This window comes from Kribbella sp. NPDC058693 (genome assembly GCF_042715335.1).
Classification (GTDB): Bacteria; Actinomycetota; Actinomycetes; order Propionibacteriales; family Kribbellaceae; genus Kribbella; species Kribbella jiaozuonensis.
Genome location: NZ_JBHXSQ010000002.1, coordinates 1084222 through 1106949 on the forward strand (window position 1 = coordinate 1084222; position 22728 = coordinate 1106949).

Genomic DNA, 22728 nt, shown 5'->3' on the forward strand with positions numbered 1-22728 from the left:
GTCAGGCGGCTCCTGCCAGGCTGAGGATGTTGTTGAGGGAGCGTTCGATGGCGTCCGGCGTCCGCTCCAGGCCCTCGAACTCGAGGCTCACCGGTACGTCGGGCTTGGTGTTGACGAGCGCGAGCAGACCGGCCAGGTCCACGTCACCGTGTCCCGAGATCGTGCCGAGCAGGTAGTCGCCGGCCAGCGTCTTCAGCCAGCCGTCGCCCGCCGACCGGCGGATGTGGAAGTCCTTCACGCCGATGGACGCAGCGAGGTCGATCAGGCCGGCCGCGGTCTTGCCGGGGACCTCGCCGACGCAGAGACCGTTGCCGAGGTCGAGCGTGACGCGGAAGTTCGGGCGATCGACGGCGTGCACGAGCCGCGCCAGCCGGTCGCTTCCGTTCATGAAGAAGCCGTGGTTCTCGATCGTCGACGTGATGCCCAGCTCGGCGGCGTGGTCAGCGACCGCCCGGCATCCCTCCACGACCTTGGCGAACGTTGTCTCGAACTCCCCCGGGTCCTGCTCGCGCCACGACCACGGCGCGACGTCGTGCCGGAAGATCCGGGCACCGAGCCGGTGCGCGACGTCGAGCTGCCGACGGAGCCGGTCGATCTCCTTCTCGTCCGCGGTCCGCAGGTCGCCGCTCACGAGGTAGTTCACGATCGGTACGCCGACCTCCTCGGCGTGCTTGGCCGTGTCGTTCACGACATCCGGGTTCTCCAGGTAGTACTCGCCGTCCATCGCAGCGACCTCGATGTGGCCGGCCGGCGAGGCCGCCACCCAGTCCAGGACGCCGATCAGGTCCATCTCGCCGCTCGTCATGAGCGAGCGGAAGCAGTACGAGCTGACTCCGAGCTTCACTTGGTGGTCCTCTCAGTGATCAGGGGAATGCGATGCCAAGGACTCGGGTAGTCCTTGACGCCGTAGATGTCCGAGCCGAACCGGTCGAACGCGTTGCCGACCGCCCCGAGCACCACCGCCTCGCGCCCCAGCGCAGAGGCGACGAACGGCGGACGCTCGGGGAAAACCAGTTCGTTCTCGACCGCCGCCACCAGCGGTCGAAGCAGTACGCCGCTGTCCCGCGCGAGCCCGCCCCGTACGACGACAACCTCGGGGTCCACGGTCAGCAGCACGGTCGCGATGCGCGCCGCGATCTGCGCGCAGAAGTCCTCGATCTCCGCCTGCGCGCCGGCATCGCCCTCAGCGGCAGCCGTCAGCACTTCCTCGCCGGTCGGGTGCGATGCCCAGATCAGCTGTCCCCGTTGGGCGTTCCGGGTCCAGCGCATGCCGCGCTGCGCGCCGAGTTCACCGGCGAGGCGGTGCCGTCCTTGCCGGATCACCCCGTTCAGAACGATCGAGACGGACAGCCGTTGACCGATCTGCAGGTAGACGACATCGGAGTACCCGCGGCCGGCGCCGACGCGCTGTTCGGCGAGCGCCGCGAGCTTGATGTCGTTGTCTACGGCAACGGGTTTGCCGAGGTCCTGCCCGACGACGTCCGCGATCTGCAGGCCGACGAGCTCGGGCAGCGCGAGGCTGGCGCGCAGATAGCCATTGGGCTCGATCACACCGGGCAGCGCGACGCCGACCGCGCGAATGCGCCCGACGTCCACGCCACTCTCGTCGGCCGCAAACCGGACAGCATGCTGGATCAGGTCCGGCGTCGGCTCCTGTTTGAGCTCGGTATACGCGACGCGACGACCGGACAGGTCGCAGATGATCGCACGGACCCCCCGCGGGCCGAGGTCGACGCCGGCCACCAGACCGGCCTCCCGGGCGAACCGGAAGGCACGCGCCGGGCGGCCTGGTCCCGCGGTCGACGGTTCGGTCGGCTCGACCAGTCCGGCCTCGAGGAGATCGTCGAGTACGGCGTGCACCGTGGGGCGGGACAGCCCCGTCCCGGCGCTGATGACGCCGACCGTCTGCGCATCGTCGGCGTCGGCCAGGAAACGCAGACAGGCGACCTGGTTCGCGCCTCGCACAGTGTCCATCGGCCCCAAACCTGTTATGCAACCGGCTTTAATAAAGACGGTAGCAGAATTGGCCGAAGGGTGGCAACGAAAGTCAGCGGTTCAGAATCATCCGTTCGACCACCGCCCATGCGGTCGTCGTCAGCAGGTAGAGACCGGCCGCGAGCGGCACGAAGGCGACGGTCAGGATCGTGCCGTACGGCAGCAGTTGCGCAAGCCGCCGCGACAACGTCGTCGCCGACGCGTCCAGTTGGCGCAGCTGGTAGCGCGCCGAGAACCACGCGACCACCGCGAGCAGAACAGCAATCACGACGAACGCCGGCGTACCGGCGAAGATCGGCCAGTGCACGCCGAGTGGAGCACCGAGCAGGCTCCCGCTGATCAACTGGTTCGACTCCCCCGCCACCACTGAGCGGGAGAACAGCGTGTACATCAGCCAGAAGAACGGCAACTGCGCGAGCGTCGGCAGGAACCCGGCGAACAGCGTCGTACCGGACTCCGACTGCAGTTTCGCCACTTCACGTTGCAGGCGTTCGGGGTTGCCGCGATGGCGTTCGGTCAACTGCTTCAACTGCGGCATGATCGCCGCCCGCGCCTTGAGCCCGCGCTGGGCGCGCACGCTCAACGGGACAAGACACAGACGTACGACGAGGGTGCACAACACGATCGCGATCACCGCGGCGTACGCGCCGGTGAGCGGCTGGAGGGTCGAGACGAGGGACGTGAGCAAGTGATAGGCACCGGCGACCGGTGCCTCCAGGAAGGAAGGCACAGCAAGACTCCACGAGTGGGTAGGAACAGGTAGCGAGCTGGAGCGCTACTGCCCTGGTGCTCGTGGTCGGGGCCGGCCGGCGAGGTCGGGATCCCGGAGGGCGAGGTAAGCGGTACGCCGGGCGTTGGCCCGGGTGGCGCTGACGCGCGCCGGGATCGGCGAGGCAGGCGGGCGTCGCGCAGAGGCGACGACGACTGCCAGCAACACGACGGCCGCCGCCGTGAACACGGCGGCGGCCAGCGAGGGCGTGCTGAGCACAGGGATCACCAGCGCGAGCACGCCGGCGATCCACTGCGTCATGACATCAGTCCAGGTAGTCCCGGAGGACCTGCGAACGCGACGGGTGCCGCAGCTTCGACATGGTCTTCGACTCGATCTGGCGGATCCGCTCACGGGTCACGCCGTACACCTTGCCGATCTCGTCGAGCGTCTTCGGCTGGCCGTCGGTGAGGCCGAACCGCATCGAGACCACACCGGCCTCGCGCTCGGACAGCGTGTCGAGGACGGCGTGCAGCTGCTCCTGGAGCAGCGTGAACGAGACCGCCTCGGCCGGCACGATCGCCTCGGAGTCCTCGATCAGGTCGCCGAACTCGGAGTCGCCGTCCTCACCCAGCGGAGTGTGCAGGGAGATCGGCTCGCGGCCGTACTTCTGCACCTCGATGACCTTCTCCGGGGTCATGTCGAGCTCCTTGGCGAGCTCCTCCGGAGTGGGCTCCCGGCCGAGGTCCTGCAGCATCTGCCGCTGGACGCGGGCCAGCTTGTTGATGACCTCGACCATGTGCACCGGGATACGGATCGTCCGGGCCTGGTCGGCCATCGCGCGGGTGATCGCCTGCCGGATCCACCAGGTGGCGTACGTCGAGAACTTGTAGCCCTTGGTGTAGTCGAACTTCTCCACCGCGCGGATCAGACCGAGGTTGCCCTCCTGGATCAGGTCCAGGAACAGCATGCCGCGGCCGGTGTAGCGCTTGGCCAACGACACCACCAGGCGGAGGTTGGCCTCGAGCAGGTGGTTCTTGGCCCGGCGGCCGTCCTCGGAGATCCACTCGTACTCGTCGCGGACCTTCTCCTTGAGCTTGGCGGCCTCGTCGGCGGTCTGCTCCTCGGCGAACAGGCCGGCCTCGATCCGCTTCGCGAGCTCGACCTCCTGCTCGGCGTTCAGCAGCGGGACCTTGCCGATCTGCTTCAGGTAGTCCTTGACCGGGTCCGCGGTGGCACCGGCGACCATCACCTGCTGCTCGGGCTCGTCGGTCTCGTCGGCCTCGGAGACGATGAAGCCCTGGTCCTCGGTGAGCTCCTTCTCCAGCCCCTTCACCGCTTCGGGCTGGAAGTCGGACTCGTCCACCTCATCGAGCGCGCGCGGCTTGCCGGTCTTCGGGTCGATCGCCAGACCCGCCTCGGACACTGCCTTCTTCGCCGGAGCCTTCTTGGCAGCGGCCTTCTTCGCGGGGATACCGTCCTCCTTGGTGCCGGCGGGCTTCACCGCCGCCTTCTTCACGGCCGCCTTCTTGGCAGCGGGATCGGTCACTCGGGCGCTGGTCCTCGGAGCCGTGCTGCGGGCGGTGGCGGCCACGGCCCGGGCCGGCTCGGCGGGAAGATTCTCGGACGAGCTGGACGACACGAATTACCTCTCGTCTGACGCAGGGTTTGTACGGCGGTACGACTGTTGAAGCTACGGGTGTTGCTGAGTCTGTGAGTACTACGTTGTGCGGCTGCTCGCTGGTCAGGCGGCGGCAACAGTCCATTGTAATCCGCGAACCAAGGCCACGCGTCGCACGACCCCCCGGAACGGTGCACTCAGGCCCCTGCCGGGCGGGCGTTCCCGCGCCGGCAAGGGCCTGATCTGCTCGGTACTCGAAGGGTACGTCGTCGGTCGTCCTTCTGCTGAACCGTTATACGTCTGTGTTCACCCGTTGCGTGTCTGCCGCAGCGGCCGCGCCACCACCCGCTGGCGGACCACCTGCTGCTCCTGCTTGAACTGTCGCACCCGCACCAGCGATGCAACGTCGATCACATCCGCGATGGACTTGAACGCGCCGTCCTCGCCGTACGGCTCGGACGCCTCGCGCCACCCGCGCGGGCGGACCTTGAGTTGCTTCCCGAGCAACGCGACGAAGATCTTCGCCTTCTGCGCGCCGAAGCCCGGCAGGGCCGACAGCCTGGCCAGCAGGTCGTCCCCTGACTTGACATCGGACCAGAGGGCCGAGGCGTTACCGCCGTACTGCTCGTCCAGGTGTTTGGCCAGGGTCTGGATCCGGGCCGCCATCGCGGTCGGGAACCGGTGCACGGCCGGCGGACCGGCCACCACCTCGACGAAGGCGTCGGGGTCGTAGTGCGCGACCGTGGCGGGATCGAACGGTCCCATCATCCGCTTCGAGATCGCGACCGGGCCCGCGAACGCGCGCTCCATCGGGATCTGCTGGTCCAGCAACATGCCGACCAGTAAGGCGAACGGATCTCTGCTCAACATCTCGTCGGCGTCGGGCTGCTGTGCGAGGCACAATTTCCTGCTGCGTGTCGAAGTCACCTCAGTCCTCCCCTCCCTCGGTCAACTCAGCCTCGGCCTTGACGGCGAGCACCGGACACGGAGCATCGAGCAGCACCCGCTGCGCGTTGCTGCCGAGGATGAGCTTGCCGACCGGTGAGCGGCGCCGGAGCCCGATCACGATGAACTCCGCATGCACCTGCTCGGCGACGGCCACCAGGTCCTCCGCCGGGTCCAGGCCACGCACCAGTTGCCGCACCTCGTAGGGCACGCCGGTCGAGTCGAGCTGCTCCCGTACTTCCGTCAAAGCGGCATCACTCGCCGCAGCCTCGTCGCTGTCGAAGCTGCGTCCGCCCCGGTGCGAGTTCACCACTACCAACTTCGCGTCGCGCAGCGTCGCTTCCTCCGCTGCTCGCCGAAGAGCCGCACGGCCTTCCGCCTTCGGCACATAACCCACGACGATGGTCGTCATCGCCCTGCCTCACCTCCGGGTGTGTGTCGACCCGTCTCGAACGATACTGCTCCCGACCGCGGTCGGCATCCGCTGCATTTGCACCTGTTGTGTCGCGGCGGTGACGGAGGGCTGCCGGTGCCCGAGTACTACCCGCGGCGGGCCCGCCTAACCTTCCGGTGGCCACACCTTTGCAGGGCTGTCACCCAACGCGCCACCCCTGTAGTCCGGGTCGTTATCGAACTCGTCCAAGAACCTGCCCAGCCCGTTGCCCTGGGCAAGATCGGAAGGGTTCCGCCAGAAGGACCAAGGTTCCGTCCGTCCTTGTCCTACGTTGTCCTGCGTGGATCGCAGGGGCTAACCGGTTCAGTCGACCGGCCATTCGTGCACCGGGGTGTTCTCGTGCATGTGATCGCGGTACCGGCGGAGCATCCCGCGCAACGCGTCCTTGCGACCGTGCGACCCCTTTGTATACAGGCGGTGGAACTCATCGGCCTGCCATGACGCTCCGTTGCGGCCGGTGAGGCAGCGCTGCTCGATGATGCCGAGTAATCGATCCCGCACCGCCACGTCGACCCCCCAGGCGTCCAGACCGCGAACCGCCAACGGCAGAAGGCGTCTGAGCACGAGCTCGGTCGCACGCGCCGTACCGACGCCCGGCCAGAAGACCTCGGCCTCGATCCCGTTGCGGGCGGCGTTGTGGAAGTTCTCCTCGGCCGCGCTGAACGACATCTGCGACCAGATCGGCCGTTCGTCGTCGGCGAGCGCGCGGACCAGACCGAAGTAGAACGCGCCGTTGGCGATCGTGTCGACGACGGTGGGGCCGGCCGGCAGGACACGATTCTCGACGCGCAGATGCGGCTTCTCCCGGACAACGTCGTACACCGGGCGGTTCCAGCGATAGATCGTCCCGTTGTGCAGCCGCAACTCCGAAAGCGCCGGAGTGTCGCCGCGGTCGAGGACTTCGATCGGATCCTCGTCGGAGGTGACCGGCAGCAGGGCCGGGTAGTAGCGCGAGTTCTCCTCGAACAGGTCGAAGATCGAGGTGATCCATCGTTCGCCGAACCAGACCCGCGGCCGGACGCCCTGGGTCTTCAGTTCGTGCGTGCGCGTGTCGGCGGCCTGCTCGAACAACGCGATCCGCGTCTCGCGCATCAGCTCCTTGCCGAACAGGAACGGCGAGTTCGCACCGACGGCGAGCTGTACGCCGGAGATCGCCTGCGCGGCGTTCCAGTACCGCGGGAACGCCTCCGGCGTCACCTGGAGGTGGAACTGCGTCGACGTACACGCCGCCTCCGGGACGATGCTGTCGGCGGTGACCTGCAGGCGCTCGACGCCGTCGATCGAGATGTGCACGTCCTCGCCGCGGGCCGCGAAGATCTGGTCGTTGAGCAACGCGTACCGCGGGTTGGTGCTGAGCGCGTCACGGCGGATGTGCTCGGTCAGCAGGGTCGGCAGGATGCCGATCACGACCATCGACGAGCCGGTCCGGGCAGCCTTGTCCTCGGCGGCGTTCAGGCTGTCCCGGATGCTCGCTTCCATCGTGTCCAGGCCGAGTCCGTCGATCTGCCCCGGCGGCACGTTGATCTCGATGTTGAACTGGCCGAGCTCGGTCTGGAACGCGTCGTCCTCGATCGCGCTCAGCACCTCGGTGTTCTTGAACGCCGGGTCGCACTTCTCGTCGACCAGGTTCAGCTCGATCTCGATCCCGGTCATCGGCCGGTCGGGCGCGAACCGGGCTTCGCGCAGCATTCGCGCGAAGGCGTCCAGATTGCGATGGACCTGACCCCGGAACGCGGTCCGGTCCGCCCGGGTGAACTCGACCCGGTCGACTTCCTCACCCATCAGCGCCTCCCCTGGTGGCTCCCCGGTTACAGCATGGCCTCAGTGTGCCCGAAGGTGCCCATCTACGGCGCGCCGAATCACACCGGATAGACGATGAAGTCCTTCCGCTCGATCCGGACCGGCTCCTCCCCCGCCTCGGCCAGTACCTCGGCCAGCTCCGTCAGTACGTCGGGACGCAGTTGCAGCTCGTGCTCGCCGGGGTGCTGGTCGGACCCCATCTCGAAGTCCTTGCCCGGCTGGTCCGTCAGCTCGATGTGCGCGCCCAGGATCCACTCGACCGGATTGCCGTCAGCAACAAACTCCGCGAGTCGCGCGACGCTGGCCCGGAACGCCGGCCAGTCGAAGACGTACAGCCGGCCCGGGTAGAGCGAGTCGCCGCTGAACAGCAGCCGCGTGTTCCGGTCGTACGTCGCGATGTGCGAGGCGTGGTGCCCCGGGATCGGGACGATGTCGAGCACCCGTCCGCCGAGGTCGAACTGCACCACGCCGTTCGGCCAGTCGGCGAACCCGAAGTACTGCGCGACGTCGTCGGCCGTCTTGCCCACGACCTGATCGAACTCGCCGTCGCCGCCCACGTGGTCACCGTGGCTGTGGGTGTGCGCGACGACCAGCTCTCGATCCCCCGCCAGCTCGTCGATCAACGGACGGAGCGGGGCGTGACCGGTGCCGGTATCGAGCAGGAGGGCTCGTTCGTCGCCGAGCAGCAGGTAGAGGAACGGGCCTTCGAAGTTCGTATGGAGTGCTTGCCGGATGATCGCCGTGCGGTCGTCGTACCAATGGATCTGGTGGGCGGGAGTGGACGGATCGGTGCCGTCGTCCCATTGCTCGGGAAACGTCATGATCGGAATTGTCGGTCACACCAGGGACACTGGGAAGGTGCGTGGGGATCCGTCGGTGCTGCATGTCGATCTGGACGCGTTCTTCGCGGCCGTCGAGCAGCGGGACAAGCCGTCACTGCGGGGCAAGCCCGTGGTCGTCGGCGGCGTCGGCGTCCGCGGAGTCGTGTCCACCGCGTCGTACGAGGCCCGCAAGTACGGCGTGCGGTCGGCGATGTCGACCGCGGAAGCGCGATCGCGCTGCCCGCACGCGGCGTACCTGGGTCCGCGGTTCGAGGTGTACCGGCAGAGCAGTCGCGCGGTGATGGCGGAGATGCGGGCGCTGTCGCCGCTGGTCGAGCCGTTGTCGCTGGACGAGGCGTTCATCGATCTGACGGCGAGCGGCCTCAGCGGGCTGACCGTCGACGACGTCGAGGCGATCGCGCAGGACCTGAAGGAAGCGATCCGGAAGGTGAGCGGCGGCCTGACCGCGTCCGTCGGCGCCGGTACGTCGAAGTTGATCGCGAAGATCGCCAGCGACCTCGACAAGCCCGACGGCGTGGTCGTCGTGCCGGCCGGGACCGAGGCGGAGTTCCTGGCGCCGATGCAGGTGACCGTGATCCCCGGCGTCGGTCCGGCGACAGCGCAGCGGCTCAGCATGGCCGGCGTGCGGACGGTCGCGGATCTGCAGCAGCTCGACGAGGACGAGCTGATCCGGCAGGTCGGATCAGCCCACGGCAGCAGCCTGCACCGGCTCGCCGTCGCGGCCGACGACCGGCCGGTGGTGAGCGACCGCGAGACCAAGTCGGTCAGCGTCGAGGACACCTTCGAGACCGACATCATCGACCGGTCGCTGCTGGTCGCGATCGCCGACCGGATGTCCCTCCGCGTCGCGGAGCGGCTGCAGAAGGCGCAGCTGTCCGGCCGCACTGTCACCGTGAAGACGCGGATGCACGACTTCACCACCCACACCCGCTCGTCGACGCTGGCCGGGCCGACCGACGACTCCCGGGTGATCGCGCGGGTCGCGCGGCGGCTGCTCGAGGAGAGCGAGGTCGGCGGTGGCATCCGGTTGCTCGGCGTAGGCGTGTCGTCACTGGCCGACTGGATCCAGGACGACCTGTTCACCGAGGACGAGCACGCCGAGACCCCGGTCGAGATCGTCGAGTTGCCCGCCCGGCCGCGCGATCAACTGGGCTTCCACCCCGGCCAGGACGTCGCACACCCCGATTACGGCCAGGGCTGGGTCTGGGGATCGGGCCGCGGCCGCGTCACGGTCCGCTTCGAGACAGCCGACACGCCACCGGGTCCGGTCCGAACCTTCGCGATCGACGATCCGGCGCTGACAAAAGTGCGGATCATCGGTGCGGATGCAGACGACGAACCCGAAACCGACCAGAATGTGTCGAATGAATGAGGAACGGCGGGGGGGCTACCCGTTCTGTGCACCGTGTACGGCGTCCTCGGAGGCCTGGGCCGCCGAGACAGCAGGGCCGATGGGGAGCCGGTTCTACGGCCACCGCGACGTGTGCGAGAACTGCGGGTCGTCGGTGCGGACGCTCTACAACACCGTGCTGTGGCTGCCGGTGTCGAAGGTGGGCCAGTTCCGGATCATCCCGACCGGCGGGCGCACGTACGTCGGCCGGAAGGTGGTCACGCTGCCGGTGCAAACCGTCGTACGGCGGGAGCCGGTGTCGGCGATCGCCCGTCATCCGGAGCTCGACGCGGACCCGGGGTACAAGCAGGCCGAGACGTACTGGGACGACCACGAGCCGGGCCGGGCGCTGCCGTTCTACCAATCGGCTCTGACCGAGCGGGAGAAGGTGCTGGCGGCCGACGACCCGGCGACGTTGCGGGTCCGGCTGCGCGTGGCGCAAGGGTTGCTGGCCACCAGGAACTACGGGCGCGCGATCGCGTGGTTCGAGCTGCTGACGCCGCAGCTGACGGAGGTGTTCGGGCCGCATCACGAGCTGACCCGGGCAGCGACCGAGGCGACGACCGGTGCGCGGCTGATGGTCGGCGGGCCGCGGTCGGAGGCTCAACTGCTCGCGGACATCGTCGCCGCAGACGAGGACTGCCTGCTGGCCCGGGATCCGCAGGTGGTTCGCGACCAGGCCGCGTTGGGGCGGGCGTTGCTTGCGTGCGGCGACATCTCGGAGGCGCTCGAAGCGCTGACGCAGGTGGTGCGCGACGCGACGCCCGGGCATCCGGACACGGCGGTCTATCGCGCGGCGCTGGCGGAGGCGTGCGAGATCGCCGAAGGGCGCGGGAAGAAGCGCGAGGTGCAACTCGCCGCGGCGGCGCGGAGGGTGCTCACCGGCGAAGGCGCACCGACAAGCATGTGACGCATCCTTCGAGCTTCTCGAACTCGCTGATGTCCACGACGACCGGCGTGTAGCCCAGCTCCGCGAACAACTCCGCAGACTCGGGCGCCGACGCAGCCATCAGCAGCCGGTCCTCCCCCACCAGTACGACGTGCGCGCCGGCCTCCTCGGGCACAGGCCGGAAGCTGTCGAACGCCGACGGATCGTCGACGAGCGACTCGTACCCGATCACCGTCCCGTCGGGCAGTGCTGTGACAGCCGACTTCAGATGCAGCACCTTCCGCACCGGCACCGCGCGTACGTCGGCGCCGAGTGGGGCGAACGCGTCGCGCAGCTGCTCGATCCCCTCGGCATTCGTCCGTCCACCTTGTCCGACATAGATCGTCGAGCCGATCTTGAGTACGTCGCCGCCGTCGAGCGTGCCGGGATCGGTGATGTGGGCGATCCGGTAGCCCTGTTTCGCAACGGTCTCCTCGGCGGCCGCGGCCTCGGGGCGTCGCTCGTTCGCGCCGGCGCGGGCGATCACCGCGAGGTCGCCGTACACCACCATCGTGTCCTCGACGAAGACGCTGTCCGGGCACTCGTCGATCGACGGCACCTCGACCGTTTCCCAGCCGGTGCGGTGCAGGGCGACGACGTACGTCTGCCACTGCGTTGCGGCCAGATCGAGGTCGACCGGGGTGCGCTCGATGTGGGTGACGAGGCCTTCGGCCAGACGCGGGCTGGGGCGGCGGATGAGCGCTGTCGGCATATCGGGAGGTTATCCGGGTACCAGGAGGCATCCGAGCGAAGGAGACAACGGGATGCCGAAGATTCTTCCGGCGGCGGGTGGCGACGTGGTCGAGATCATCCTCGCCGATCACCGCTGGTTCGAAGAGGCGCTGCGCGAACTGCGCGACGTCACGAGCGACCGCGAGGCAGTGCTCGCCGATCTGGCCACGGTCCTGATCGCCCATGCCGAGGCGGAGGAGTCGAAGGTCTACCCCACGCTGCGGCGCAAGGACGCGATCGACGCCGAAGAGGTCGAGCACTCCGAGCACGAGCACGACGAGGGCAACGAGGCGTTACTCGACCTGATGGAGGTCGACGACACCGGCAGCGAGGAGTTCAGTTCCAAGCTGCACGAGCTGTCCGAGGCTCTCACCCATCACCTCGACGAAGAAGAGCGCGACGTGCTGAACCCGGCCCGCACCGACGTCTCCGAGAAGGTACGCCGCGACCTCGGCGACACGTTCGCCGAAGAGCGAGCCCGGCTGATCGACTCCGGCTGCGGCGACATCGCGAACGTCCGCAAGATCGTCGAGGCCGCGAAGAAGTAGCCGGCGTCAAAGGCCGAGGACAAGACCTTCCTCGGCGGCCATGACCTCACCGTCGAACTCGGCCTGAGCCTCGCGCACCGAGATCGACCGGTCGGAGCCCGGCCAGAAGTGCGTCAGCACGAGCCGCCGGGCTCCGCGTGCACCCCTCGCGGCCTCGGCGGCTGTCATCAGATAGCTGTCGTTCGACTGACCTTGGTAGGTCGCGTCCGAGATGAAGACGTCTGTCCCCTCGGCGAGCTTTGTCAGCTCAGCTGAAGGGCCGCTGTCACCGGTGTACGCGACCGACATTTCTGGCGTGCTCAGCCGGACTCCGAAATTCGTCGTGTAGTGCGGCAGTTCCACGGTCAGCACCTCGAACGGCCCGATCTGCTTCGTCGACGCGAGATCGCGCACCGCGAAGACCTCGGCCGGGTCGGGGTCGGGCTCGAGCGCCCGCAGTACGTCCAGAGTCCCCGGCGTGCAGTGCAGCGGAATCGGCGGAGCGTCTGGAGCCTCGTAGTACCTCACCCGAGCCAGACCGCTCACATCCACGCAGTGATCCGGGTGCTGGTGAGTCACCACCACCGCATCCACCTCACCGTGAGGACAATGCTCGAGCAGGCGTGGCAACGCGGCGTACCCGAGGTCGAGCACGACCCGGAACCCGTCGTACTCGACGAGGAACCCGGCGCACGCCCGCCCGGCTTCCGGCCACGCGCCGCAGGAACCGAGGACAGTCAGCGACCTCACCGGGTGGCGAAGGGCTGGTTGCTCGGCACGATCTCCTTGCCCAGCGGCAGGAGCGAGACCGGGATCAGCTTGAAGTTCGCGATGCCGAGCGGGATGCCGATGACCGTCAGGCAGAGCGCGATCCCGGTGGTCAGGTGGCCGAGCGCGAGCCACCAGCCGGCGAAGATGATCCAGATGATGTTGCCGAACAGCGCGCCCGCGCCGGCGCTCGGCTTGTCGACCACGGTCCGGCCGAACGGCCACAGGGTGTAGCCGGCGATCCGGAACGACGCGATGCCGAACGGGATCGTCACGATCAGCACGCAGCAGATGATGCCGGCGACCGCGTACCCGACAGCCAGCCAGAATCCGGCCAGCACCAGCCAGATCAGGTTGAGAAGCGTCTTCATGCTTCCAAGCCTGCCACCTCACGGCTGTGTTGCCGCACCAACTCGGCAACAAGTCCGGGATCGTTCCGGGGCATCCAGTGGCCGCCCCTGACCACCTTGACCGTCAGATTGGGCGCCCACCGCGCGATCTCGGTCTGCAGCGGGGTCGTGACGAACGGGTCGGCGTCGGGAGACACGGCCAGCACAGGTACGTCGGTCCTCCGCTGCGCCGGGCGGATCAGCCGTGGCAGGACGTTGGCGCGGTACAGCTTCATGCCGTGCACGTAGTCGCCGATCGAGCGGTTCTCCTCGGCGTCCTGCTGCTCGAGCCGGTTGAAGGCCCGATGCGCCCAGCCCTTGCGCCAGGCGAGCTCCGGCAGCCATGGGAGGTGGAAGTAGAAGATGTACCAGGAGTGCAGGAGTTGGCGGAGCGCGGCGCGGTTGCGGCGGCGGAGGAAGTAGCCGGCGTGATCCAGGGACGGCCCTGAGATGGACGTGAAGGACGCGATCTGTGCCTGGAGTTCGGGGTCGGTGATGAAATGCCAGGCTTGGATCGAGCCCCAGTCGTGGGCCAGGACGTGCACAGGGTGGTTGGGTGCGGTGTGCAGGAGGACTGCTTCGAAGTCCTCCTGCAGACGGTCAAGCGCGTAGGCGGACGTGGCGGTCGGGCGATCGGAGGTGCCAGCGCCGCGGACGTCGTACGTGACGACGTGGAAGTCGGTGGTGAGGCGTTCGGCGACCGGCTCCCACAGCGAGGCGTTGTCCGGGTAGCCGTGGACGCAGATCAGCGTCGGCGCATCCGGGTTGCCGTAGTCGTAGAGGGCGATGCGGGTGCCGTCGCGGCTAGTAGTGGTCGACTTCGAGGGTGGCAAAGGTCATCCCCGCTTTCACCAGTCGCTCGCGCAGAGCGGGTCCCATGGCAGCGGCCGTCGTGGTCTGGCCGGCTGTCTCCGGCAGGTCGTCGAGTGCGAGACACAGCGCGCTCTCGCCGAGCATCTTCGCGGTCTCGTCGTACCCGGGATCGCGGCCGGCCACCTCGGTGATCACCTGCTTGCCACCGCCACGGCCGACGAACCGCACGTTGAACCAGGACCGCGCCCGCCGCTCCGGGCTCGGCCCGTCGCCGGGCTGCAGCCGGTTCAGCATCGCCTTCCGCACCGGCGGGATCTGCGCGCCGGCGATCAGCAAGCCGACCCCACCGATGCCCGCGGCAACCTTCGGGAGACGGTCCATCGCAGCGTAATGCGAGTAGCGGAAGTCGGGGCCGTAGCGGTCCAGCAGCCGCGCGGAGTACGCGACGATCTGCGGATCGATGGTCGGCAGCGGCACCGCCCAGAACCCCTGCTGGCGGTGGATCCGCCCGGACACCGCCCGCGCCTGTCGCCCTTCCGGCCGCGGCTCAGCCTGCCTACGGGCCCGGTGTGCCTCGAGGTTCTGCTTCGGACGGGAGAACGCGGTGATCGCGGTGTGGAACGTCCCGCCGGACGGTCGACCGCCGGCCCGCAGCAGACCGTCCACCTGGATCGGCACGCCCTCGGGCAGTTGCTCGACGGTGTACTGCACGCCGAGGTCGTACGGGATCGAGTCGAAGCCGCAGGCGTGGATGATCCGGGCGCCGGTCTGCTTCGCGCGCTGGTGGTAGAGGACGTACATGCGGTCGGTGAACTCGGGCTCGCCGGTGAGGTCGAGGTAGTCCGTGCCCGCCTCGGCGCAGGCGGCCACGAGCGGTTCGCCGTACTGGATGTAAGGCCCGACTGTCGTCGCGACCACTCTCGTCGACTCGGCCAGCGCGCGCATCGACTCGGCGTCCGTCACGTCCGCGTGCAGGATGTCCTTGCCGAACCGTTCCAGCTTCGCTTTGTTGCGTCCGGCAACGGCCCAGCGGAGCCCGTCCGGTGCGTTCTTCTCCAGGTACTCCGCAGTGAGCGCGCCGGTGAATCCGCTCGCGCCGAGCAGGACGACGTCGTACTCGCGGCTCATTTGTGCGCAGCCTTCTCCGAGTCGGCCAGGCCGCCGGCGCCGGTCGGCCTGGACGAAGCCTCGGCCCCGCGCGCCTGGATGTCAGCCAATGCGGCCGCGTCCGCCCTCGGCACGCTGAATCGCGAGCCGAGCTCGATGAAGTGCGGGATCGCCCAGCGGACAACCTTCAGCGCGCCGATCCAGCCCGGTACGTGGACGGTCCGCGACCGCTTCTTGATGCCGTCGACGAACTTGCCGACCGCGAACTCCAGGGGATACGTCTTACTCGCGAGCGGCATCCCGGTCCGCACTCGGCCGAACACCGGATGCGCGTCCGCTCCCCGCACCATGTCGGTGTCGACGAAGGTCATGTGCGCGACACCGACCCGTACGCCGAGATGCCTGAGCTCCGGCCGCAGCGTGTCCCCCAGCGCCTCGACGCCGGCCTTCGAGACGTTGTACGACGCGAGTCCGGGGATGTGCACGATCGCGGCGAGGGACGAGACCAGCAGCAGGTAGCCCTTGCTCTCGAGCAGGTACGGCAGCGTGAGGTGGACCGTGCGCCAGACGCCGTACAGATCGACGTCGACGACCCGCTCCCACGCCTTCGGGTCCATGCTCCGGCTGAAGCCCGGCGCGGCGATACCGGCGTTCGCCATCACGACGTCGATGCGGCCGTAGCGCTCGACGACACCCTCGACCGCGGTACGCAGCGAGTCGGTGTCGGTGACGTCGGCCTCCCACCAGCCGGCGTCCGGGCCGCAGTCCTCCGCGACCTTCTTCAGTTCGTCCGGTTCCAGGCCGACCAGCGCGAGTTTCGCACCCTCGCTCGCCAACTTCCGGGCCACCGCGGCGCCGATCCCCCGCGAGGCGCCGGTGATGAGGACGACTTGACCGGCCAACGGACGCATCTGAACCTCCAGCTTGTTGAGCAGATACTCAACAGTAAGTGCTTGTTGACCGATTACTCAATAGACTGCGGGTATGACCCAGACCTCGCGACTGCGCCCAGATGAGCGGCGGGCGCAGATCCTCGCGGCGGCGCGGCGGGTGCTGCTCGCCGATCCGCATCGCGAGCTGACGGTCGAGCTGGTCGCCGCGGAGGCCGGCGTCTCCCCCGCTCTCCTGTTCCACTACTTCGGCTCGAAGAAGAAGTTCCAGTACGCCGTGATCGAGGAAGCCGCCGCGGAAGTCATGCTGCGGACGGCCCCGGACCCGTCACTGCCGCCGGACGAGCAGCTTCGATCAGGCATCCGCGCGTTCGTCCGCGCCGTACTCGAAGCACCGCAGCTCTATCGCGCCACGCTGCTGATGTCGGCCGCCGGCGATCCGGAGATCCGCGCGCTGCACTCCGATCTCCGCCGCGTGTTCAGCCAGTGGGTCATCAGCGCGGTCGCGGAGCGCGGCATCGAGGTCACCCCCGTCGTCGAACTCGCCTGCCACGGCTGGCAGGGTTACGTCGAACAGACCCTCCTGGTGTGGATCGACTCCCCGACCGTTTCGCCGGACGCGCTTGAACACCTCTGCGAGCAGTCCCTGGACGCGATCCTCACGACGACTTCCGAGTGAGCGTGATGAACAAGTTCTTCCTGACGGTCCACATCCTCGCCGCGATCCTCTGCGTCGGCCCGGTCACCGTCGCGACCAGCATGTTCCCGTCGACCGCCAAGCGCATGCTGACGGCCGAGACCCCGGAGGTGGGCGGACTGCAGGTGCTGCACCGGATCACCAACGTCTACGCCTGGGCCAGTCTCGCTGTGCCGGTCTTCGGGTTCGCGCTCGCGGGCAGCATGGACGTCATGGGCGAGGCCTGGCTGATCATCTCGATCGTGCTGACACTCATCGCGGCGCTGGTGCTCGCCTTCCTCGTCGCGCCCGCGCAGTCGAAGGTGCTGGCGGCCGCGGGCGGGACGGCCGAGGAGCGCAGTGCCGTGCTGTCGAAGGCGAAGCTGCTGTCGATGACGTCCGGGATCTTCGCGCTGCTCTGGCTGGTCGTGCTGGTGCTCATGGTCGTCAAGCCGGGGCACCACAGAGGGTAAGGTTCCCGCGTGCTGACGGTTGCCACGGTGAATGTGAACGGGATCAGGGCCGCCTTCCGGCGCGGGATGCAGCCGTGGCTGGACGACACGGATCCGGACTTGTTGCTGATGCAGGAAGTGCGGGCGACGGACGACGTACTGCGGGAGCTGCTCGGCGGCGACTGGAACATCGCGCATGCCGAACCCGCGATCGACGGGCACAAGGGACGCGCCGGTGTCGCGGTCGCGAGTCGGCGGCCGATCAAGGACGAGCGCGGCGAGATCGGTCCGGAGCGGTTCGCCGGATGCGGGCGGTGGGTCGAGGCGGACGTCGTACTGGATGACGGTACGACGCTGACCGCGGTGAGCACGTACGTGTTCACCGGCGAGTTCGAGACGCCGCCGCGGCAGGAGGAGAAGTACGCGTTCCTCGACGCGATCACCGCCCGGCTGACTGAACTGCGCGCCGACGGCCGGCACGTGCTGATGTGCGGCGACCTGAACATCGCCCACCGCGAGGAAGACCTGAAGGCCTGGAAGGCCAACCGCAAGAAGAGCGGCTTCCTGCCCGAGGAACGCGCCTGGATGGACCGCCTGTTCGAGGCCGGCTGGGTCGACCTCGGCCGCCGCTTCGGCGGCGAAGGACCCGGCCCGTACTCATGGTGGTCCTGGCGCGGCAAGGCCTTCGACAACGACGCCGGCTGGCGCATCGACTACCAGATCACCTCCCCCGAGCTGGCCTCGGCGGCCAACAGCTGCGTCATCCACCGCGCCCCGACGTACGCCGAACGCTGGAGCGACCACGCACCCGTCGTCGCGACGTACGACGTGTAGCCCTTGCCGCACCTACGGTGGGAGCCATGCCCGAAGATCCCGCCTTCGTCCTGCCGACCCCGGCGGTCGCCCGTGAAAGCCACGAGGGCCAAGAGCTCTACCTCCCGAGTGCGACCGAGCCGGCGCCCGCGGTTCTGCTGATCCACGGCGTGCCGTACTCCGCTGAAGGCCGACCGCTTCCCAGCAAGTGGAACATCTATCAGGGCTACGCCAGCCAACTCGCCTACCGCGGCTGCGTCGCTGCCGCGGTCGACCACAGCCCCGACGGGCGTCCGGACGACGACCGCTCCAACGCCGCGTTGGCGGGCGCGATCGAGGCCATCCGGGCGCACCCGCGGGTGAACGGCGAGCGCGTCGCGCTGTGGTTCTTCTCCGGCAGCGGACCGTTGGCGGCTTCGTTCCTGCAGAGTCCGCCGGAGTGGCTCCGATGCGTCGCGTTCACCTACCCGGTGCTGGGCGACTCCGGGCTGGTGACGGTGCGCGGTGTGCATCCGGTCGAGGCAGTCAAGGGTGCGCGGGGACTGCCGGTGGTGATGACTGTGGTGGGGCGTGAGTTGGCCGACGTAGCGCCGACCCAGCCGCCGTTCATCGACGCTGCGCGGGCGGCCGGGGTGAGGCTCGAGGTGATCGAGGCGCCGAACGGCCGGCACGGGTTCGACGTACTCGATCACACCGAGGAGTCGCGGGGTGCGGTCAGGGCTGTATTGGATGCAGTAAGCATCTCCGTGCGCGGGTAGTCTCGCGGCATGTCCGAGACTTCTTCTGTTACGCCGCCGGTTGCTGCCCGCAAGCCGGTCGAGCGGGTGCATCACGGCGATGTGTTCGTCGACGAGTACGAGTGGTTGCGGGACAAGACCGATGACGAGGTGCTGGGGTACCTGCGTGCCGAGAACGCGTACACCGAGGCGCGGACGGCGCATCTGGAATCGTTGCGTGAGGCAATCTTCAAGGAGATCTCGGACCGGACGCTGCAGACCGACCTGAGCGTTCCGGCGCGGCGCGGCGGGTACTGGTACTACTCGCGCACGATCGAGGGCCAGCAGTACTCCCTGCACTGCCGGGTCAAGGTGGACGGCGACGAGCCGCCCGCGACCGACGGCGAGATCGCCGGCGAAGAGGTGATGCTGGACGGGAACGAGGTGGCCGGCGACTCCGAGTTCTTCTCGCTCGGCACCGTCGACGTCTCCCCCGACGGCCGCCTGCTCGCGTACTCCGTCGACCTCAAGGGTGACGAGCGGTTCACCCTGCGGATCAAGGACCTGAGCACCGGCGAGCTACTGCCCGACGAGCTGCCCGAGGTGCACTACGGCTCGGCCTGGTCCGCGGACGGCTCGACGATCTTCTACACGAAGGTCGACGACGCCTGGCGCCCCTACCAGGTCTGGCGGCACACCCTCGGCGCCACGGACGACGTACTGGTCATGGAGGAGCCCGACGAGCGGTTCTGGGTCGGCGTCGACCTGACCCGCAACGAGCAGGCGATCATGATCGCGCTCGGCAGCAAGCTCACCAGCGAGGTCTGGCTGCTCGACGCAAGCGACCCGACGGGCGAAGCGGTCGTCGTACGGCCGCGCCGCGAGGGTGTCGAGTACGACGTCGAGCACGCCGGCGACCAGCTCCTGATCACGCACAACGCGGACGCCGCCAACTTCTCGCTGGCCTCCGCGCCGCTCGACTCCCCCGGCGACTGGACGACGCTGATCGAGGGCGACGAGACCAGCCGTCTGCTCGGCACCGACGCGTTCGCCGAGCACGTGATCCTCTACCGGCGCCGCGACGCGCTGACCGAGCTCGCGATCATGCGCCGGTCGGACGGCGGCTTCGGCGATCCCGAAGTACTGGAGTTCGACGAGCCGATCTACACGGTGTCCCCCGGGCGCAACGACGAGTGGCACGACACCCGGTACCGCTTCGGGTACACGTCGCTGGTGACGCCGGGTTCGACGTACGACGTGGATGTCGCGACCGGCGAGCGGCGACCGCTGAAGCAGCAGCCCGTGCTCGGCGGCGTGGACCTGACCGCGTACACGCAGTACCGCGAGTGGGCGACCGCGCCGGACGGGACGAAGGTGCCGATCTCGATGGTCGCGCGCAAGGACGTCGCGAAGGACGGGAACGCGCCGGTCGTGCTGTACGGCTACGGGTCGTACGAGTCGTCGATGGATCCGTGGTTCTCGATCCCGCGGCTGTCGCTGCTCGACCGCGGCGTGGTGTTCGCGATCGCGCACGTGCGCGGCGGCGGCGAGCTCGGCCGGCACTGGTACGACGACGGCAAGATGCTCACCAAGCGGAACACGTTCACCGACTTCATCGCGGCCGCGGAACACCTGGTCCAGGCCGGCTGGACAAGGCCGGCGCGGATCGTCGCGCAGGGCGGCAGCGCCGGCGGTCTGCTGATGGGCGCGATCGCGAACCTGGCCCCGGAAGCATTCGGCGGAGTCGTCGCGGAGGTCCCGTTCGTGGACGCGCTGACCACGATCCTCGACCCGTCGCTGCCGCTGACCGTGATCGAGTGGGAGGAATGGGGTAATCCGCTCGAGGACAAAGCCGTCTACGAGTACATGAAGTCCTACTCGCCGTACGAAAACGTCACCGCGCAGCACTATCCGCGCATCCTGGCGATCACCAGCCTGAACGACACCCGGGTGTTCTTCGTCGAGCCGGCGAAGTGGGTGGCGAAACTCCGCGCCACCGCGACCGGCGACACCGACGTACTGCTGAAGACCGAAATGGATGCCGGTCACGGCGGCCGCAGCGGGCGGTACGACGCCTGGCGTGAGGTCGCGTTCTCGCTGGCCTGGGAGCTGGACACGCTCGGCCTCAGCTGAGAACCGACCCGAAAAGAGGGAATTTCCGCCTCCGGACGTGTGTTGTGCAACACATCCGGAGGCGGTTTTCTGCACGGATTCTCAGGTTAGGCGCGGGGTGTCGGGCTGAATATCGCAGCGGGGCTGCGGGACACCGGTTTCCACGGCGGAATCACTGCCGGGAACTCTCAGGGAACCTTCAGGGTGTTTACACACTGGTACCGGAATCTTGAACCCTACTCGAGCGTTGCTCTCCATGTAACGACGAAGGGAGTTTCGGTGGCTCGCATGGCTCGTGTCCGGTCGACGGACGACGGTATCGACGGCAAGGACAGTGTAGGTCTCTATCTCGAAGAGATCGCGCGTACGCCTTTGCTGACGGCTGAGGAAGAGGTCGAGCTCGCTGAGACGGTCGAAGCAGGACTCCTTGCGGAGCAACTGCTGGCCGAGGGGCGGGTTGGACGTAAGAAGGGCGGAGCGCCCAAATATGCCACGGAGGAGGAGCTGGAGTGGCTGGCCGAAGCAGGCCGGCGCGCGCAGCAACGGTTCGTGACCGCGAACCTCCGGCTCGTGGTGTCGATCGCCCGCCGTTACGGGCGGTCCCAGATGCCGCTGCTGGACCTGGTCCAGGAGGGCAACACGGGACTGATCCGCGCGGTGGAGAAGTTCGACTACCGGAAGGGTTTCAAGTTCTCGACGTACGCGACCTGGTGGGTGCGGCAGGCCATCACCCGCGGTATCGCGCAGCAGGCCCGTGTGGTCCGGCTGCCGGTGCACGTGGTGGAGCAGCTGAACCAGATCGGGTCGGCGCGGCGCACGCTGGAGCGCAAGCTCGGGCGCGAGCCGGAGATCGACGAGATCGCGGCGGAGCTGGGACTGGACGAGGAGCGGGTCACTGAACTGATCCGCATCGGCCGGGACCACATCAGCCTGAACAGCCCGGTCGACGACGAGGGCGAGACCTCGCTGGGTGACCTGATCGCGGCCGAGACCGCGCCGGGTCCGGACCAGCTGGTCGCGGACGCGTCCGACCGTTCGGGTCTGTTCAGCCTGGTCGACCAGCTCGACCCGCGGTCGGCGGACGTGATCCGGCGTCGGTACGGCCTGCACGACGGCCGCCAGGCCAAGCTGGCCGACATCGGCGCAGTGCACGGCATCTCGGCGGAGCGAGTCCGCCAGATCGAGCGTGAGGCGCTGGGGCGCCTGCGCCTGATGGCAGACCCGACGCTGGCCGCGTAACACCCACTCCGAAACCCCTCAGGACCCCCGAGCCGCGATCCGGCTCGGGGGTCCTTCGGTATGTCTGGCGTCAGTTCCAGCTATCGATCAGCGCGGGGAGCTCCGAGAGGCGCTGGATGGTGGCGTCCGGCGTACCTTCGGTGTGGCCGATCTGCTCGGTCGGGATCGCGCTGTGTGGCAGGTGAGCGGCCCGCATGCCGACATTCTGCGCGCCCCAGACGTCGTCGAACAGCCGGTCGCCGACGAACAGGCAGTGTGACGGCTCCGACACCCCGACCGCGCGCATCGCCGCCAGGAACGTCTCCGGGTGCGGCTTCGTGTACGGGATCTCGCTCGTGTACACCGCGCCGTCGAGCAGCTCGTGCACGCCGTCGCGGGCGAAGATCTCCTCGTGCCGCAGGCGTGGCCAGATCGTGTTGGACAGTACGCCGATCTTCAGCCCACGCGCCCTCAGCTCCCGCAGGGTGTCGATCGCATCCGGATCTAGCTCCGTGTGCGGGTCCCACTGCCGGTCGTACTCCGCCTGGGCGGCCGGGCTCATCACCACGTCGGCCAGCTTGCACACCTCTTCGAGCGTGCTGCTCAGATGCTCGTCCCGCGAGCGCCGCCAGATCGACCCTTCGGCCGCCACCAGCCGGGCCGCCAGCTCGTCGGCTTGCGCCTCGTCGAGCACCGTGGCGACGGCTCGCCAGGTCTCGTGCAGGTCGATGTCGTGCCAGGTTGCCAGTGTGCCGCCCCAGTCGAACAGGACGGCCTCGATCTTCGCGTTCGTCACCCGGCAAAGCCTGCCAGAGCCGACCGACAGTTCTC

The 22728-nt window shown here is 68.4% G+C and carries 25 protein-coding genes; 9 read left to right on the top strand and 16 right to left on the bottom strand.

The genetic code is table 11. The features are described 5' to 3' along the window. Window position 1: 1 nt before the first annotated feature. The 9 genes from ACFWUU_RS14790 to ACFWUU_RS14830 form a co-directional block, all read right to left on the bottom strand. On the bottom strand, window positions 2-844 hold the full coding sequence (locus ACFWUU_RS14790; protein ID WP_380175894.1) for a sugar phosphate isomerase/epimerase family protein: 843 nt from the start codon (window positions 842-844) through the stop codon (window positions 2-4). Then, window positions 841-1974 (bottom strand): ROK family protein, encoded by a 1134-nt coding sequence (locus tag ACFWUU_RS14795; RefSeq protein ID WP_380175896.1) that lies wholly within the window; start codon window positions 1972-1974, stop codon window positions 841-843. Before ACFWUU_RS14795 ends, ACFWUU_RS14790 begins: the two co-directional genes overlap by 4 nt. A 73-nt stretch (window positions 1975-2047) precedes the next feature. Continuing rightward, the gene (locus ACFWUU_RS14800) at window positions 2048-2725 is read right to left on the bottom strand and encodes a YidC/Oxa1 family membrane protein insertase (RefSeq protein ID WP_380175898.1); all 678 of its coding nucleotides are present in this window, start codon (window positions 2723-2725) and stop codon (window positions 2048-2050) included. A gap of 45 nt (window positions 2726-2770) precedes the next feature. Further along, window positions 2771-3025: a DUF6412 domain-containing protein gene (locus ACFWUU_RS14805; RefSeq protein ID WP_137255260.1), complete on the bottom strand. Its 255-nt coding sequence runs from the start codon at window positions 3023-3025 to the stop codon at window positions 2771-2773. Window positions 3026-3029: 4 nt separating this feature from the next. Then, window positions 3030-4346, bottom strand: a complete 1317-nt coding sequence (locus ACFWUU_RS14810) for an RNA polymerase sigma factor (RefSeq protein ID WP_134116434.1) — start codon at window positions 4344-4346, stop codon at window positions 3030-3032. Between the two features lie 285 nt (window positions 4347-4631). Further along, entirely contained in the window at window positions 4632-5252 is a 621-nt protein-coding gene (locus tag ACFWUU_RS14815) for an HhH-GPD-type base excision DNA repair protein (protein WP_380175900.1), read from the bottom strand. Between the two features lies 1 nt (window position 5253). After that, window positions 5254-5682 (bottom strand): universal stress protein, encoded by a 429-nt coding sequence (locus ACFWUU_RS14820; RefSeq protein WP_137255258.1) that lies wholly within the window; start codon window positions 5680-5682, stop codon window positions 5254-5256. A gap of 345 nt (window positions 5683-6027) precedes the next feature. Next, window positions 6028-7506, bottom strand: a complete 1479-nt coding sequence (locus ACFWUU_RS14825; RefSeq protein WP_137255257.1) for a glutamate--cysteine ligase — start codon at window positions 7504-7506, stop codon at window positions 6028-6030. A 77-nt stretch (window positions 7507-7583) separates the two neighbouring features. After that, the gene (locus ACFWUU_RS14830) at window positions 7584-8345 is read right to left on the bottom strand and encodes an MBL fold metallo-hydrolase (protein WP_380175902.1); all 762 of its coding nucleotides are present in this window, start codon (window positions 8343-8345) and stop codon (window positions 7584-7586) included. Window positions 8346-8382: 37 nt separating this feature from the next. Here ACFWUU_RS14830 and ACFWUU_RS14835 point away from each other — a divergent pair, with 37 nt between their 5' ends. Together ACFWUU_RS14835 and ACFWUU_RS14840 are read left to right on the top strand one after the other, a co-directional pair. Beyond that, window positions 8383-9738, top strand: coding sequence for a DNA polymerase IV (locus ACFWUU_RS14835; protein ID WP_380175904.1), 1356 nt, complete (start codon window positions 8383-8385; stop codon window positions 9736-9738). Further along, window positions 9731-10666 carry a hypothetical protein gene (locus ACFWUU_RS14840; protein WP_380175906.1) on the top strand — a complete coding sequence of 312 codons (936 nt, stop codon included), beginning with the start codon at window positions 9731-9733 and terminating at the stop codon, window positions 10664-10666. Before ACFWUU_RS14835 ends, ACFWUU_RS14840 begins: the two co-directional genes overlap by 8 nt. Here the strand turns inward: ACFWUU_RS14840 and ddaH are convergent. After that, on the bottom strand, window positions 10635-11396 hold the full coding sequence (gene ddaH, locus ACFWUU_RS14845) for a dimethylargininase (RefSeq protein ID WP_380175908.1): 762 nt from the start codon (window positions 11394-11396) through the stop codon (window positions 10635-10637). The genes ACFWUU_RS14840 and ddaH overlap by 32 nt on opposite strands. Before the next feature lie 52 nt (window positions 11397-11448). Here ddaH and ACFWUU_RS14850 point away from each other — a divergent pair, with 52 nt between their 5' ends. Beyond that, the gene (locus ACFWUU_RS14850; RefSeq protein WP_137255252.1) at window positions 11449-11964 is read left to right on the top strand and encodes a hemerythrin domain-containing protein; all 516 of its coding nucleotides are present in this window, start codon (window positions 11449-11451) and stop codon (window positions 11962-11964) included. 6 nt (window positions 11965-11970) lie between these two features. Here the strand turns inward: ACFWUU_RS14850 and ACFWUU_RS14855 are convergent, their stop codons facing one another. The 5 genes from ACFWUU_RS14855 to ACFWUU_RS14875 are packed head-to-tail and all read right to left on the bottom strand — an operon-like array spanning window position 11971 to window position 15931. Further along, window positions 11971-12693: an MBL fold metallo-hydrolase gene (locus tag ACFWUU_RS14855; protein WP_380175910.1), complete on the bottom strand. Its 723-nt coding sequence runs from the start codon at window positions 12691-12693 to the stop codon at window positions 11971-11973. Beyond that, entirely contained in the window at window positions 12690-13082 is a 393-nt protein-coding gene (locus tag ACFWUU_RS14860; protein ID WP_380175911.1) for a YccF domain-containing protein, read from the bottom strand. The genes ACFWUU_RS14855 and ACFWUU_RS14860 overlap by 4 nt, the downstream gene beginning before the upstream one ends. Next, window positions 13079-13933, bottom strand: a complete 855-nt coding sequence (locus tag ACFWUU_RS14865; RefSeq protein WP_380175913.1) for an alpha/beta fold hydrolase — start codon at window positions 13931-13933, stop codon at window positions 13079-13081. Before ACFWUU_RS14865 ends, ACFWUU_RS14860 begins: the two co-directional genes overlap by 4 nt. Further along, window positions 13905-15041 (bottom strand): saccharopine dehydrogenase family protein, encoded by a 1137-nt coding sequence (locus ACFWUU_RS14870; protein WP_380175915.1) that lies wholly within the window; start codon window positions 15039-15041, stop codon window positions 13905-13907. The genes ACFWUU_RS14865 and ACFWUU_RS14870 overlap by 29 nt, the downstream gene beginning before the upstream one ends. Further along, window positions 15038-15931 carry an SDR family oxidoreductase gene (locus ACFWUU_RS14875; RefSeq protein WP_380175917.1) on the bottom strand — a complete coding sequence of 298 codons (894 nt, stop codon included), beginning with the start codon at window positions 15929-15931 and terminating at the stop codon, window positions 15038-15040. Before ACFWUU_RS14875 ends, ACFWUU_RS14870 begins: the two co-directional genes overlap by 4 nt. A 73-nt stretch (window positions 15932-16004) precedes the next feature. On the opposite strand from ACFWUU_RS14875, the gene ACFWUU_RS14880 reads away from it, so the two are divergent. The 6 genes from ACFWUU_RS14880 (at window position 16005) to ACFWUU_RS14905 (ending at window position 21918) form a co-directional block, all read left to right on the top strand. Further along, window positions 16005-16589 carry a TetR/AcrR family transcriptional regulator gene (locus ACFWUU_RS14880; protein WP_137255246.1) on the top strand — a complete coding sequence of 195 codons (585 nt, stop codon included), beginning with the start codon at window positions 16005-16007 and terminating at the stop codon, window positions 16587-16589. Between the two features lie 5 nt (window positions 16590-16594). Next, the gene (locus tag ACFWUU_RS14885) at window positions 16595-17059 is read left to right on the top strand and encodes a DUF2269 family protein (RefSeq protein WP_380175919.1); all 465 of its coding nucleotides are present in this window, start codon (window positions 16595-16597) and stop codon (window positions 17057-17059) included. 9 nt (window positions 17060-17068) lie between these two features. Then, complete coding sequence (locus ACFWUU_RS14890; protein WP_380175921.1) at window positions 17069-17872, top strand: exodeoxyribonuclease III; 804 nt, start codon at window positions 17069-17071, stop codon at window positions 17870-17872. Window positions 17873-17898: 26 nt separating this feature from the next. Next, on the top strand, window positions 17899-18609 hold the full coding sequence (locus ACFWUU_RS14895) for an alpha/beta hydrolase family protein (RefSeq protein ID WP_380175923.1): 711 nt from the start codon (window positions 17899-17901) through the stop codon (window positions 18607-18609). Window positions 18610-18618: 9 nt separating this feature from the next. Further along, on the top strand, window positions 18619-20700 hold the full coding sequence (locus ACFWUU_RS14900) for a S9 family peptidase (RefSeq protein WP_380175925.1): 2082 nt from the start codon (window positions 18619-18621) through the stop codon (window positions 20698-20700). 258 nt (window positions 20701-20958) lie between these two features. After that, window positions 20959-21918: an RNA polymerase sigma factor RpoD/SigA gene (locus ACFWUU_RS14905; protein ID WP_137255243.1), complete on the top strand. Its 960-nt coding sequence runs from the start codon at window positions 20959-20961 to the stop codon at window positions 21916-21918. A gap of 70 nt (window positions 21919-21988) precedes the next feature. On the opposite strand, the gene ACFWUU_RS14910 is transcribed toward ACFWUU_RS14905, so the two are convergent. Next, complete coding sequence (locus tag ACFWUU_RS14910) at window positions 21989-22693, bottom strand: HAD family hydrolase (protein WP_380175927.1); 705 nt, start codon at window positions 22691-22693, stop codon at window positions 21989-21991. Window positions 22694-22728: the final 35 nt, after the last annotated feature.